10 protein-coding genes are annotated in these 13,896 nt (G+C 44.9%); 6 read left to right on the forward strand and 4 right to left on the reverse strand.

Annotated features, from left to right (window positions below; translation table 11 throughout):
- Nucleotides 1-47: 47 nt before the first annotated feature.
- Nucleotides 48-1,679, reverse strand: a complete 1,632-nt coding sequence (locus BUC01_RS03785; RefSeq protein WP_025832837.1) for an ABC-F family ATP-binding cassette domain-containing protein — start codon at nucleotides 1,677-1,679, stop codon at nucleotides 48-50.
- Between the two features lie 258 nt (nucleotides 1,680-1,937).
- Entirely contained in the window at nucleotides 1,938-2,417 is a 480-nt protein-coding gene (gene cdd / locus BUC01_RS03790; RefSeq protein WP_025832838.1) for a cytidine deaminase, read from the reverse strand.
- Nucleotides 2,418-2,516: 99 nt separating this feature from the next.
- Here cdd and BUC01_RS03795 point away from each other — a divergent pair, with 99 nt between their 5' ends.
- Nucleotides 2,517-3,443, forward strand: a complete 927-nt coding sequence (locus BUC01_RS03795) for a glucosaminidase domain-containing protein (protein ID WP_025832840.1) — start codon at nucleotides 2,517-2,519, stop codon at nucleotides 3,441-3,443.
- A gap of 386 nt (nucleotides 3,444-3,829) precedes the next feature.
- Here the strand turns inward: BUC01_RS03795 and BUC01_RS25385 are convergent, their stop codons facing one another.
- A complete protein-coding gene (locus BUC01_RS25385) occupies nucleotides 3,830-4,012 on the reverse strand; it encodes a hypothetical protein (RefSeq protein WP_073312751.1) in 183 nt (60 codons plus the stop codon).
- A 151-nt stretch (nucleotides 4,013-4,163) separates the two neighbouring features.
- Between BUC01_RS25385 and BUC01_RS03805 the strand changes: the two genes are divergently transcribed.
- The 5 genes from BUC01_RS03805 to BUC01_RS03825 all read left to right on the forward strand — a co-directional run bounded on the left by BUC01_RS03805 (nucleotide 4,164) and on the right by BUC01_RS03825 (nucleotide 12,645).
- A complete protein-coding gene (locus BUC01_RS03805) occupies nucleotides 4,164-5,405 on the forward strand; it encodes an MFS transporter (protein ID WP_007216363.1) in 1,242 nt (413 codons plus the stop codon).
- A gap of 125 nt (nucleotides 5,406-5,530) precedes the next feature.
- Nucleotides 5,531-9,847 (forward strand): CusA/CzcA family heavy metal efflux RND transporter, encoded by a 4,317-nt coding sequence (locus BUC01_RS03810; protein ID WP_073312753.1) that lies wholly within the window; start codon nucleotides 5,531-5,533, stop codon nucleotides 9,845-9,847.
- 10 nt (nucleotides 9,848-9,857) lie between these two features.
- Complete coding sequence (locus BUC01_RS03815; protein WP_025835768.1) at nucleotides 9,858-10,763, forward strand: efflux RND transporter periplasmic adaptor subunit; 906 nt, start codon at nucleotides 9,858-9,860, stop codon at nucleotides 10,761-10,763.
- A 71-nt stretch (nucleotides 10,764-10,834) separates the two neighbouring features.
- Nucleotides 10,835-11,872, forward strand: coding sequence for a sensor histidine kinase (locus BUC01_RS03820; RefSeq protein WP_025835767.1), 1,038 nt, complete (start codon nucleotides 10,835-10,837; stop codon nucleotides 11,870-11,872).
- Complete coding sequence (locus BUC01_RS03825) at nucleotides 11,869-12,645, forward strand: LytR/AlgR family response regulator transcription factor (RefSeq protein WP_025835765.1); 777 nt, start codon at nucleotides 11,869-11,871, stop codon at nucleotides 12,643-12,645. The genes BUC01_RS03820 and BUC01_RS03825 overlap by 4 nt, the downstream gene beginning before the upstream one ends.
- Nucleotides 12,646-12,746: 101 nt before the next feature.
- Here BUC01_RS03825 and ald read toward each other — a convergent pair whose 3' ends face one another.
- Nucleotides 12,747-13,853 (reverse strand): alanine dehydrogenase, encoded by a 1,107-nt coding sequence (gene ald, locus BUC01_RS03830; protein ID WP_025835763.1) that lies wholly within the window; start codon nucleotides 13,851-13,853, stop codon nucleotides 12,747-12,749.
- Nucleotides 13,854-13,896: the final 43 nt, after the last annotated feature.

Here is a 13,896-nt window from a genome sequence, read left to right on the forward strand (position 1 = left end):
TTTATCTGTTTTGATTGATTGCGACAAAGATAGACCGCCTCCATACGCTATTTCTCCTTTTGAGACGAAGCGGATGGGTTTGTAGACAAAAGCAGGTTTTTCATGCAATTTATTTCTCTCAGGAATTCCTTGTCATGCGATATTGCAATAACCGTTCCTGCGTAATCCCGGATAGTTGCCGTAATGATCTCGATACTTTCAATATCCAGATTATTGGTTGGTTCATCCAGAATAAAAGCATCCGGCGTATTGTCCGCAATCATCAGGCAGCAGAATGAAAGGCGCATCTTCTCTCCACCGCTGAGCAATGAGCAGGATTTGTTCCAGGTGTCTGCCGGAAAAAGGTAACGGTTCAGTATCGTTTTCAATTCATGTTCCGGCAGCAGGCGGCGGTTGAAATGCTCTGCCTGTTCCAAAATACTGAGTTCATTCCGGATAAGGGAGTACTCTTGATCCAGATAAACAAAACTGAAATCAATCCGTTCCAGACTTCCGCTTCCGGCAGGAAGTATCCCGCAAATAAGTTTCAGCAGAGTTGTCTTGCCACTGCCATTGTTACCTTCAATACAGAAGCGGTCGCCGCTTCTCAACTGGAAACTGAGCGGTTCCTGCCACATAGGACGTTCAGCATCAGGGTACTGGAAATTCATTTCCGTAGCCGTGACCAATATCTTACCTTCGTGCAAAGCCGAGGCACTGAAATTGGTTTTCAACTTCTCGGCAAGCGGAATAGCGCTTCGTATACTTTGCATCTCCTGTTGCAGCTTTTCCGATTTCTCAGCATGCACGTTCTTCAGTTTGTTGGTGCTTACTTCTGCCTTGTCTTTCATGGCGCCCATCATAATTCGTGGGATACCTTTCTTTATAGCTGCTTTTTCTCCCCGTACATTTTGTTTCGCTTTCTGTTCCGCCACTTCGCGGGCTGTTTTCCGGGCAAGGCGCAGGGCCTTTTGTTTTTCTTCCAACTGTTCTTGCAAAGCATTGAGCTGGATGCCTTTCTGCTCCTTGAAGAAGTCGTAGTTTCCACCGTACTGTGTCAGTCCGTTGGAAGATAACTCGCAAATGGCGGGAAGTAAGTTCAGCAATGTTCGGTCGTGGCTGATGACAAAAACGGCGGCAGAAGTACGTTGCACAAACTCATACAGTCGCTTCCTGCCAGTCATATCCAAGTGGTTCGTGGGTTCATCCAGCAGAATAGCGGTAGGAGAGTGCAGTTCCATACCTGCAAGGAAGATGCGCGTTTTTTCTCCACCGCTGAGGCCGTCCATCAGACGCGAAAGAGGAGTACCGCTCATTCCCCATGCTGCCAGGGCGGCTTGGGCACGTTCTTCTATATTCCAGTCATCGTCCAGCGTGGTGAAATGCTTTTCGGATACATCTCCATTCAATATGGCATGCAGCGCTTCCAGTTTATGGTCTATCCTTAAAGCCTGTGCGATAGTCCGGTTGTCGTATTGGCCGAAATGCTGAGGCACATAATAAAGATGTTCGGGACGGGTGACTGTTCCGGCCACAGGCGATAAGTCTCCTGCAATAATCCGCATCAGGGTAGACTTTCCGCAACCGTTGTTTCCGGTCAGCGCCATTTTGTCTCCCGGATTGACGGTCAGGTTTAAGTGTTGAAACAAGACTTCCTTGTCAGAATGGACATAGCTAAGGTCTCTGATAATAATACTCATGATAAAATACTGTGTTAAGAGAGTGAATAACGGGATAAAATCTCGGAAACTTCCGTAAAGGAAGTCATTGGAAGGGGGCAGACAAACACAGTATAGGCTAAACATCTACATTCGGGATGCTCAGCGTTCTGAATAATAAAGCATATAAAAGGTGATGTTTACCGAAGGGTTTGTCTTTACTTAGAAATTCTCATCGTAGCAATTATTAGTTAGTGGGTGCAAAGATAGGTATTTCTTTTGAAAGACACAAATTACCTTTTATTCCATAGAGGAAGCATCGAACGACAGCGGCAATAATGCGCCTACATTCTTCATTTCATAAATCCCTTTTTTGCCATAAAGAAGGATGCGCATGGGTTGTTTGAAACGCTTTTCCGTCTCAAGCATCACCTGTCGGCAGGCACCGCAGGGCGGAATAGGGTCGTCAAGGAAGTCTCTTTCATTGCGTGCGGCAATGGCAAGGGTTTCTACCGGCTGGTCGGGATATTGTGAATTGGCATAAAACAAAGTGGTACGTTCAGCGCAGAGACCTGAGGGATAAGCGGCATTTTCCTGGTTCGTACCTGTGACGATTCTGCCGTCTGCCAGTCGTGCGGCAGCGCCTACGGAGAAGTGTGAATAGGGTGCATAACTGCGTTTGGTTGCCTCCCGCGCCGCATCCATCAGTTCACGGTCAGCGTCACTTAACTCACTATATTCGTATATTTTAATGTCAATTTGTAAGGTCAAATCTTTCATAAGGCTATAAGGTATATTGTAATTAATGTTACAAAGTTAGAAAAGAGATTGGTAAATCCAATTCTTTTTAAGATTTTTGTGACCTCAACTCATACCACTATGAACAGAATTAACGCTATCAGACTTACCGCAATTCTGGCACTCCTTGTTTGTGCCGTTGCTGTCCAGGCGCAGCGCCGGAATGCCCGTTACGTGGAATATATAGAAAAGTATGCTCCGCTTGCCGTGCAGCAAATGAAGGAACACAAGATACCTGCCAGCATCACCCTGGCACAAGGACTTCTGGAAAGTGGTGCCGGACAAAGCACGCTGGCCCGCAAAAGCAACAATCACTTCGGCATCAAGTGTGGCAGCAACTGGCGTGGACGCACGGTGCGGCACGATGATGATGCGCGCAATGAATGTTTCCGTGCTTACAGCAATCCCCGCGACTCTTACGAAGATCATTCCGCCTTCTTGAAACGTGGTGCCCGCTATGCTTTCCTGTTCGACCTGAAGATTACGGATTATAAAGGTTGGGCTCGCGGTCTGAAGAAAGCCGGATATGCGACAGACCCTTCTTATGCCAACCGTCTGATTACGATTATTGAAGATTACGACCTTTACAAGTACGACAGTCGTGGCATGAGCAAACGTGAAGCTCGTAAATGGGAGAAAGAGTTGAAGAAGAAGCCTTGGCTTGCCAATCCGCATCAGGTATATATAGCCAATGATATAGCGTATGTCGTGGCTCGTGATGGCGATACTTTCCGCTTCCTGGGCGGAGAGTTTGATATTAGCTGGAAGAAGTTGGTGAAGTATAACGACCTGCATAAAGACTATACTTTGGAAGCCGGCGATATTATCTATCTGAAAGCGAAAAAGAAGAAAGCCTCCAAACCGCATACTGTTTATATTGTAAGAGATGGCGATTCCATGCATACCATTTCTCAAAAGTACGGTATACGTCTGAAGAATCTGTATAAGATGAACCGTAAAGGCGATGAGTATATTCCTGAAGTAGGAGACAGGTTGAGGTTGAGATAACCGGAAATTCTGATTAGCATAAAAGGGGGATAGATTCTACTTATTACAAATTAGATTCTATCCCCCTAATAACTAATATCAGCACCGCAGTCAACTAATAATTTCTTGCCTAATTTTTATTCATACAACAGATGTTGTAAGAAACTTCTATAATTAATATAAGAAACTTATATAGTTATTGTAGGAAACAAGAATATTTATGGTAAGAATATTTTTTAGTATCTGAGATATTAGTTTGTAGGCACTGCGATATTAGTCTGTTGCGTTGCCGTTTAAAGACTGATGTGCTTGAAATGAAGGATAAGTGCATTGCCATGTAGACTTATCAATAAAGTAACACTATTAAATTAGTTTTATAAATGATAATTTACCAGCGTAGCGCTGGATCAAGGTTTCCTTTCGGCATACTCATTGACGTGATAGTACCTGGTAGGCTGAAAGCCTTTTATCTTATAGCCCAGGGCAACGCCCTGGGGGATTGCCATGTGTTTCTCTTTGCGCCCTGTAAGGGCATAACAGCCCACATGGGCTTTTGCCCTTACAGGGCGTAAGATTGTGGGAGCATCCATTACCCAGGGTGTTACCCTGGGCTATAAGATAAAAGCCTTTCAGGCTTAGGGGATGCACGCTGGTAAATTATCATTTCCTCCTTTCCTGAACTTTCTATAACCATAATTGTTTCTCTTGCACTATTTCAAACCCTATAATATATATGTGTATATGAAAATCAATACCGGCCGGGGAACCATTCCTCTTATTACATTGATCGGCATCTGGTCTATTTCTGCATTGACCTCTTTGCCGGGATTGGCTGTTTCTCCTATTTTGGGACAGCTTTCCACTACTTTTCCGGATGCTTCGGAACTGGATATTCAGATGCTTAGTTCCTTGCCGTCGTTATTGATTATACCTTTTATTTTGTTGGCGGGCAAGTTGGCTGAGAAACGCGACTTTGTCCGTCTGTTACGCGCGGGGCTCTGGATGTTCGCCGCGAGCGGGGTGCTGTACCTGTTTTCCACAAAAATGTGGCAATTAATAGCTGTCAGCGCCCTGCTGGGAATTGGTGCGGGACTGATTATTCCGCTTTCTACCGGATTGATATCCCGTTATTTTACAGGAACCTATCGGGTAAAGCAGTTTGGATACAGTTCCGCCATTACAAATGTTACGCTGGTGGTGGCAACCGCTGTTACCGGCTATCTGGCAGAAGTGAACTGGCATCTGCCTTTCCTGGTCTATTTACTACCTTTGGTAGCCATCATACTCACTATCCATCTGAAAGACGAAAATATGGGTGGTGAAGCACAAGTCACGTCATCGGATAAATCTCCTGCCGATACTTCTTCATCGGTAGAAACGGCTGCTCCCGCTATCCCCGGTAAGTATGGTATTCATGTCCGTCATCTGCTGCAACTGATGCTTTTCTACGGGCTTACCACTTATATCGTATTGATCGTGACGTTCAACCTTCCGTTCCTGATGGAGGCACATCACTTTTCCAGTGGGAACTCGGGGATGATGATTTCCCTCTTCTTCCTTGCTATCATGGCACCCGGTTTCTTTCTGGGGCATGTTGTAAAGTATCTGAAGGAAAAGACGAAGTTTTACAGTCTGCTGTGTATTGCACTGGGGTTGGCACTGATATGGATTTCCCCCAAAGAATGGCTGATCATACCGGGCTGCATACTGGTGGGATTGGGCTATGGGGTTATCCAACCGTTGATTTATGATAAAACGGTGGATACGGCTGTTCCCCAGAAAACCACGCTGGCACTGGCTTTTGTGATGGCAATGAACTACCTGGCTGTGCTGCTTTGTCCGTTTATTGTAGATTTCTTCCAATCATTGTTTCATGTACGTTCGCAGGAGTTTCCGTTTATCTTTAACCTTTGCATTACGATACTTGCATTGATATGGGCATATAGGAGGAAGAAAGATTTTCTGTTTGGGGATAAGCTGTAAATCGCTAGTTTCACTTCAATGACTGATATCGACGGTTGAATAGCTAAAATAGCCGGTTCAGCATATAGTCACTCTGTGTATAATTCGGATAGTTTACTTTTGTGCAAAAACCAAAAGTATAAAACATGTTCGACGCTATCCTTCGATTCTCAGTAAAGAAGAAGCTTTTTGTGGGGCTTACCACTTTGTTTCTTTTGATTGGTGGAATTTATTCCATGTTGACACTTCCTATAGATGCTGTTCCGGATATTACAAATAATCAGGTACAGATTGTAACCGTGTCACCAACTTTGGCTCCACAAGAGGTGGAGCAACTTATCACAATGCCCGTGGAAATCGCCATGAGCAATATCATGAATGTCACTGAAATCCGTTCCGTCTCCCGTTTCGGGCTGTCGGTGGTGACGGTAGTCTTTAAAGAGAGTGTACCTACTCTGGATGCCCGCCAGCTGGTGAACGAGCAAATACAGAGTGTGGCTGGTGAGATTCCTTCCGAGTTGGGTATGCCCGAAATGATGCCTATCACCACCGGGCTGGGTGAGATATACCAATATGTATTGAAAGTGGAGCCGGATTATGAAGATAAATATGATGCTATGGAGCTCCGTACCATTCAGGATTGGATTGTGAAACGGCAATTGTCAGGTATTCCAGGAATTGTTGAGATAAACAGTTTCGGAGGCTATCTGAAACAATATGAAGTAGCGGTTGATCCGGATGTACTTTTCTCTCTCAATATCACCATCGGAGAGGTGTTCGAAGCTTTAAATAAGAATAATCAGAATACGGGTGGCAGCTATATCGAGAAAGTAAATCGTGCTTATTATATTCGTTCCGAAGGAATGATAAGCCGCATTAAAGATGTGGAACAGATAGTAGTAGCTAATCGCAATGGTATTCCTATCCGTATCAGTGACATCGGTACGGTACGCTTCGGAGCACCCAAACGTTTCGGAGCCATGACAATGGACGGCAAGGGCGAATGTGTGGGTGGCATTGCCATGATGCTGAAAGGAGCCAATGCCAATGTCGTAACCGGAGAACTGGAGAAAAGGGTGGAAAAGATACAGAAGATATTGCCGGAAGGTGTTACTATCGAGCCTTATCTGAACCGCTCTGAATTAGTGAACCGCAACATTTCTACTGTTATCTACAATCTGATAGAAGGCGCGATCATCGTATTTCTGGTATTGATTGTTTTTCTGGGCAATGTACGTGCCGGACTGATTGTGGCTTCCGTCATTCCATTAGCAATGTTATTTGCATTCATTCTGATGCGTATCTTTAATGTTTCTGCCAACCTTATGAGCTTGGGGGCGATAGATTTCGGTATTGTTGTCGATGGCTCCATTGTTATATTGGAAGGTATATTGGCGCATATTTACAGTAAGAAGTTTAAAGGACGTACTTTATCGGCAAAAGAAATGGATGCGGAAGTAGAGAAAGGAGCTTCGAGTGTGGTACGGTCTGCGACATTTGCTGTATTCATCATTCTGATCGTCTTTTTCCCTATACTGACGTTGACAGGAATAGAAGGGAAGTATTTCACGCCGATGGCTAAAACCCTGGTATTTTGCATTATCGGCGCTCTGTTCTTATCTTTGACTTACGTTCCGATGATGGCTTCCCTGTTCCTGAAACATCATATTGTGACAAAACCGACTTTTGCTGATAAATTCTTTGAAGCACTGAATAAACTCTATGCCCGTGCCTTGTCATTTTGCTTGCGCTTTAAGTGGCAAACTGTTGCAACTGCGTTTGTGGCTCTGGTTATTTCTCTCTTTCTTTTCACCCGTCTGGGAGCGGAGTTTATTCCTACGTTGGATGAAGGGGATTTTGCCATGCAGATGACGCTTCCGGCCGGCAGTTCGTTGAGCGAAAGCATCGAAGTATCCAATGAAGCGGAGAAACTCCTGATGGATAAACTCCCGGAAATAAAACATGTGGTAGCCAAAATAGGTACGGCGGAAGTTCCGACAGACCCGATGGCAGTGGAAGATGCCGACGTAATGATTGTCATGAAGCCTTTTAAGGAGTGGACCAGTGCTGTCAGTCGTGCCGAAATGGTAGAGAAGATGAAAGAGGCTCTTGAACCGTTAGCTAACCGTGCAGAGTTTAATTTCTCCCAACCTATTCAACTTCGTTTTAATGAGTTGATGACAGGAGCCAAAGCAGATATTGCTGTTAAACTTTATGGAGAAGATACACATGAACTCTATCAGAAGGCAAAAGAAGCTGCTGCTTTTGTAGAAAAGGTACCTGGGGCATCGGATGTGATTGTAGAACAGACAATGGGGTTACCTCAGTTGGTAGTAAAGTATAATCGTGGAAAGATTGCCCGCTATGGTATCAATATAGAAGAATTGAATACTATTATTCGTACAGCCTATGCCGGAGAGGCAAGTGGAGTAGTCTTTGAAAATGAGCGTCGCTTTGACTTGGTGGTTCGTTTGGATCAGGATAAAGTGGCTGATTTGAATCTGGATAAACTCTTTGTCCGTTCCAATGAAGGCATTCAGATACCGGTCAGTGAGGTAGCTACTATTGATTTGGTGAATGGTCCGTTACAGATTAACCGGGATGCAACCAAACGTCGTATTGTAATCGGGGTCAATGTGCGTGGAGCGGATATTCAGCAGGTGGTGCAGGATATACAGAAGACGCTGGACAAGAATATTCAATTAAAGCCCGGATATTATTTCGAATATGGCGGACAATTTGAGAATTTGCAGAATGCCATCAACACTTTGCTGGTTGTTGTACCGGTAGCTTTGATGCTGATTCTGTTACTATTGTTTTTCGCTTTCAAGAATGTTACTTATACATTGGTGGTGTTCTCTACCGTGCCTCTTTCATTGATTGGCGGTATTCTGGCACTATGGCTACGCGGTCTTCCATTCAGCATTTCGGCGGGAGTAGGCTTCATTGCCCTCTTTGGTGTAGCGGTTCTCAATGGTATTTTAATGATTAATCACTTTAATGATATAAGAAAAGAAACTATGTATGCTCTTTCTACCAGACGGGTGATTGCCCGTGGAACCGCTCATCTGTTGCGGCCTGTTTTCTTGACAGGACTGGTTGCTTCCTTGGGATTTGTTCCTATGGCCATTGCCACCTCGGCCGGCGCCGAAGTGCAGCGTCCGTTGGCTACTGTAGTTATTGGCGGGCTGATTGTATCTACTGTATTGACACTGCTTATTATTCCTGTTTTCTATCAGATTGTAAGCTATACAGTGGTATGGAAACGTCATTTCTCTGCCAAAAAGTTCTTGTTCTTCTTTCTATTGTTGGCTGTTATGTTGCCCTTTACGGCGAAAGCTCAGGAGAAAGTGACGATGGAGCAGGCTATAGAACTGGCAAAGCAGAACCATCCCCGGTTGAAAATAGCTTCTGCGGCAATCCGCCAGGTAAAGGCGGGCAGGGGAGAAGTTTTGGAATTGTCTCCTACCGAGATGAACTATTCATGGGGACAACTGAATGGTGAACTTAGAAAAGACAAGCAGTGGGAAGTAACCCAAGGCTTAGGCTCTCTGTTGACTCCTTTTTATAAGAATGCCTTGGTGAACAGGCAGGTTGAAACGGGGACTTTCTACCGGAAGATTGTTGAAAAAGAGGTGGTGGCGGAAGTGAAGCGTGCATGGGCATATTATCTGTATGCTTGCAATCTTCGTGCCTTATACAGTGACCAGAACAAATTGGCCGGGCAATTACAGCGTATGGGTGAGTTGCGTTATCAGCAGGGAGAAATAACTTTGCTGGAGAAAAACATGACCACCAGTATGGCTGTGGATATGAAGAATCGCCTTTTTCAGGCACAAGAAGAGGAAAAATTGGCTTTGTCACGCCTGAATTGGGTCTGTTATGCAGACCGGCCATTGATTCCGGCAGATACGGCATTGGTACTATTTCCGGTAGATTATCAGGTGCCGTCTTTTTCGGAAGTCCATCTGAATTATTTTCAGAGTCAGGCTAATGAGGCTAAAGCACAATTGAATGTGGAGCGAAGCCGATTTTTCCCTGAACTTTCCTTCGGTTACGTACGTCAGGATATACTTCCACTGAAAGGATTGAATTCGTGGATGGTTGGAGTTTCCTTTCCGGTTTATTTCTTGCCGCGGCATAGCAAGATAAAGCAAGCGAAAGTGGCTGCCGTCATAGCAAGAACTGAAGCTGAGGCTAATACACAGAATCTATATAACAAAGTTTCGGAAGCTGTTGCCAGTTTGCGCCGCCAGTCTGAAAGTCTGCGCTATTATACAACATCGGCATTGAAAGAAGCGGATGAACTGTTGAAGGTGGCTAACCTGCAGTTGCAACATAGCGAAACTAATATAACTGAATTTATACAAGCCGTTAATGTGGCGCGTGACATTCGTCGCGGATACCTCGAAACGGTATATCAATACAATATAGCAGCCCTTGAATACGAACTTTTTAAATAGAATGATGACGATGAAAAAGATAACTTTCCCCTTAATTCTGCTGGTGCTGACAGCATGCGGCGAGAACAAAGAAGTACAACCGGCAGAAGAGGCTACTGCTGTTGCCGTAGCAGAAAACGTGACAGATAGCATTCAGGTAGATGCTATCACTTCAGCTACTTCTAAACCCAATCAGGTATCATTTAACGGTACAATGGTTATTCCTCCACAACGGATGGCGACGGTTTCGCTTACGATGGGTGGGGTTATTAAAAGTACTTCTTTGTTGCCCGGTGAACCTGTACGGCAAGGGAGTGTATTGGCTACTCTGGAAAATCCCGACTTTATAACTTTACAACAGACATATCTGGACAGTCATGCACAGACTGAATTTCTGGAAGCGGAATACCTTCGCCAGCAAGCTCTTTCTGCCGAACAAGCAGCCTCCCAAAAGAAACTTCAGCAAAGCAAGGCAGATTACCTTTCAATGAAAAGCCGTGTGGAGGCGGCGGCTGCACAGTTGAAATTACTGGAAGTGGAACCTGAAGTCTTGCTGAAGGAGGGTATTCAACCTTTTTTGCAGATTAAAGCTCCGATCAATGGCTATGTGGCAGATGTGAAAATGAATGTCGGTAAATATATGAATGTAGGAGATGTCCTTTGTGAAATAGTAGATAAAAGTCGGACTTTACTCAGATTGACAACCTATGAAAAGGATCTGGCAGATATGAAAGTGGGAAATCCGGTACAATTTCGTGTAAACGGAATGGGAAAAACAGTATTTAAGGCTACTTTGATATCTATCGGGCAGAAAGTGGATGAAGATACACGCTCTGTTGAAGTCTATGCCAGGGTAGATACTGTGGACAATCAATTCCGTCCTGGTATGTATGTCACAGCAAGGATTATGAAAGAGCAGGCTTCGGCTGAACAATAAGGTTCCTTATCTTTGAAAAAATAAGGATGTGATGGAATAAAATGTATCTTTGTATGTAAAATACTGCAAGCATGAAAAATCGGTATACTCTGTTCATACTCATCGTTTCCATTTCCGTGGCAACATTGATTCATTTTCCGGAATTGGTTTCTCTCTTTGATGTCTTCGAGAGCCAGACACTGTTTCCGGGCATGAGGCCTGCTGATGTGGCAAGTGAAGTGTTTTTCACTTTCATCTCTCTTGTGATTCTGTTTGAGGTGAACATTTTGCTGTTCCACTTTAACCAGCCGGCTGTAAAAATTACCTGGCAGAAGATGATATTGTCATTGATACTGACTTGGATTTTAAGCAGTTTGTTAGGGAAATGTTTTGTATTCCTGCATCACACTTTCGATATTCCGGCCATTGATGCCATGGTACATCATTATCTGCATCCTCTGCGTGATTTTATAATAACCTGTACCGTATCGGGAAGTTGTTATATATCCTACCTTATCCGGCGCCAGCAGGAAGTCGTTATAGAAAATCAGCAGTTGCAGGCCGAGAACATCCTAAACCAGTATGAGGCTTTGAAGAATCAATTGAATCCGCACATGCTTTTTAACTCTCTGAATACTCTCCGGTCACTGGTACGCGAAGACCAGGATAAAGCACAGGAATACATTCAGGAACTTTCCCGTGTCTTGCGCTACACCTTGCAGGGAAATGATTCGAAAAGTGTATGTGTGAAGGATGAAATAGAATTTGTGTCAGCCTACATCTTTTTGTTGAAGATGCGCTTTGAAGATAATCTCTCTTTTGATATTTGTATTGATAATAAATATGCCAATTATTATTTGCCTCCTATGGCAGTCCAGATGCTGATAGAGAATGCAGTGAAACATAATGAAATAAGCGACAGGCATCCATTGAATATCCGTATTTATACCGAAGGGGAAGAATTAATCGTTACCAATCCGGTGCAGCCTAAACTGACTGCTACTACCGGAACTGGTATAGGACTGGCAAATCTTGCAAAACGCTATCATTTGCTTTACAAGCGGGAGATACAAATCAGCGAGAACGAGCAGTTTACCATACGTATTCCTTTAATACCGAGTGTTTCATGAAAGTAATTATTATAGAAGATGAGAAAGCGGCAGTCCGCAACCTGAAAGCTTTGTTACAGGAAGTGAAGCCGGAAGTGGAAATAGAGGCTACTTTGGACAGTATTGCGGCTGTATTGGATTGGTTTGCCATATATTCTATGCCGGACATGATCTTTATGGATATTCATTTAGCTGACGGATCAGCCTTTGAAATCTTCGATCATGTAGATATTACCTGCCCTATTGTTTTCACTACGGCCTATGATGAATATGCTCTTCGTGCGTTCAAAGTGAACAGTGTGGATTATTTGTTGAAGCCTATTGGCAAGAGTGATATTGAGAAAGCTTTCCATAAGTTGGAGCAGTTGCATGGTTCGGAACAAGGGAAATCCCCTGACAATGCTTTGTTGCAATTAATTCATTCGCTGAAAAAGCGGGAAAGTTATAAAACGCATTTTCTCATTCCGGTGAAGGGTGACAAGTTGCTACCGGTTTCGGTGGATATGATTCTGCTGTTTTATATTCAGGACTGTAAAGTGAAGGTTGTTCTTGCCGATGGTAAGGAATATACATTTCCACAAACGCTGGATGAAATAACAGAGTGTATCGATCCATCCCTGTTCTTCCGTGTCAACCGGCAATTTCTGATTTCCCGTGAGGCTATCAAGGATATTGATTTATGGTTCAACAACCGTCTGTCTATTAATCTTCGTTGTAAGGTATCGGATGAGAAAGTGCTGGTAAGCAAGGCACGTGTGCAGGAGTTTAAGGATTGGTTTTCCAAGACACATTGAGCGTGTCGTGAAGAATTCATGGGCTACGAGTTACGAGCTACAAGCTACAAGTACTTTGCAGCGTGATAGCGCAGCCACTCGTAGCTTGTAGCTCGTAACTATTACAACTCTATCGGCTCATACTTCAGCCCGAATACATCAGCCACCGCTTTATACGTCACCTGTCCTTCTACCACGTTCAGCCCCAGGGCCAGTGCGGGATCGTCCTTGCACGCTTTCCGCCAGCCTTTGTTGGCCAGTGCTACGGTGTAGGGCAGCGTGGCGTTTGTCAGTGCCATGGTGGAGGTGAAGGGTACGGCACCTGGAATATTGGCAACGGCATAATGAACGATGCCGTCCACTACATACGTCGGTTTGCTGTGCGTGGTAGGGTGGGAGGTTTCAAAGCAGCCGCCCTGGTCGATGGCGACGTCTACGAGGACTGTTCCGGGTTTCATCATTTTCAGCATCTCTTTGGTGATGAGGTGCGGGGCTTTATCGCCCGGGATGAGGACGGAACCTATCACGAGGTCTATGTTGGGAAGCTCCATCTTGATGTTGTGCAGGGAGGAATAGAGCGTCTTCACGTTCTTCGGCATCACTTCGCTGAGGTAGCGGAGGCGGGAGAGGTTGATGTCCGTAATCAGGACTTCGGCACCCATGCCGGCGGCTATCTGTGCGGCGTTGGTTCCTACGATGCCACCACCCAGAACAAGCACCCGTGCGGGGCGTACACCTGTCACGCCACCCATCAGTTTTCCTTTTCCGCCTTGGGGCTTTTCGAGGAAGCGGGCGCCTACCTGGGTAGCCATGCGTCCCGCCACTTCGCTCATAGGGGTGAGCAAGGGCAGAGAGCGGTCTTCCTTCTCCACGGTTTCGTAGGCGATGCAGATACCGCCGCTTTCTATCATGGCTTCGGTCAATATTTTATCGGCAGCGAAGTGGAAATAGGTAAATACCACCTGACCCTTTTTAATCAGTTTGTACTCGGGGGCGATAGGTTCTTTCACCTTCACAATCATTTCCGCCGCGGCATAGGTCGCTTCGATGGTTGGCAGCATTTTCGCACCCACTGCAGTGTACTCTTCATCCGCGAAACCGCTGTTTGCACCGGCAGATGCCTGTACATACACTGTATGACCTTGTTTCACCAACTCGGCTACTCCGGCAGGGGTCATTCCTACACGGTTTTCGTTGTTCTTGATTTCTTTAGGTACTCCGATAATCATAACCTTAACAGTTTTAATTTGGGGGGTTAAACATAGAGGGGCT

Source organism: Bacteroides stercorirosoris (genome assembly GCF_900142015.1).
GTDB classification, from domain to species: domain Bacteria; phylum Bacteroidota; class Bacteroidia; order Bacteroidales; family Bacteroidaceae; genus Bacteroides; species Bacteroides stercorirosoris.

Bases quoted from the DNA above. Each gene is read 5' to 3' on its own strand.
- BUC01_RS03785 (WP_025832837.1), bottom strand. From the start codon at position 1,679: ATGAGTATTATTATCAGAGACCTTAGCTATGTCCATTCTGACAAGGAA.
- cdd (WP_025832838.1), bottom strand. From the start codon at position 2,417: ATGAAAGATTTGACCTTACAAATTGACATTAAAATATACGAATATAGT.
- BUC01_RS03795 (WP_025832840.1), top strand. From the start codon at position 2,517: ATGAACAGAATTAACGCTATCAGACTTACCGCAATTCTGGCACTCCTT.
- BUC01_RS25385 (WP_073312751.1), bottom strand. From the start codon at position 4,012: ATGGATGCTCCCACAATCTTACGCCCTGTAAGGGCAAAAGCCCATGTG.
- BUC01_RS03805 (WP_007216363.1), top strand. From the start codon at position 4,164: ATGAAAATCAATACCGGCCGGGGAACCATTCCTCTTATTACATTGATC.
- BUC01_RS03810 (WP_073312753.1), top strand. From the start codon at position 5,531: ATGTTCGACGCTATCCTTCGATTCTCAGTAAAGAAGAAGCTTTTTGTG.
- BUC01_RS03815 (WP_025835768.1), top strand. From the start codon at position 9,858: ATGAAAAAGATAACTTTCCCCTTAATTCTGCTGGTGCTGACAGCATGC.
- BUC01_RS03820 (WP_025835767.1), top strand. From the start codon at position 10,835: ATGAAAAATCGGTATACTCTGTTCATACTCATCGTTTCCATTTCCGTG.
- BUC01_RS03825 (WP_025835765.1), top strand. From the start codon at position 11,869: ATGAAAGTAATTATTATAGAAGATGAGAAAGCGGCAGTCCGCAACCTG.
- ald (WP_025835763.1), bottom strand. From the start codon at position 13,853: ATGATTATCGGAGTACCTAAAGAAATCAAGAACAACGAAAACCGTGTA.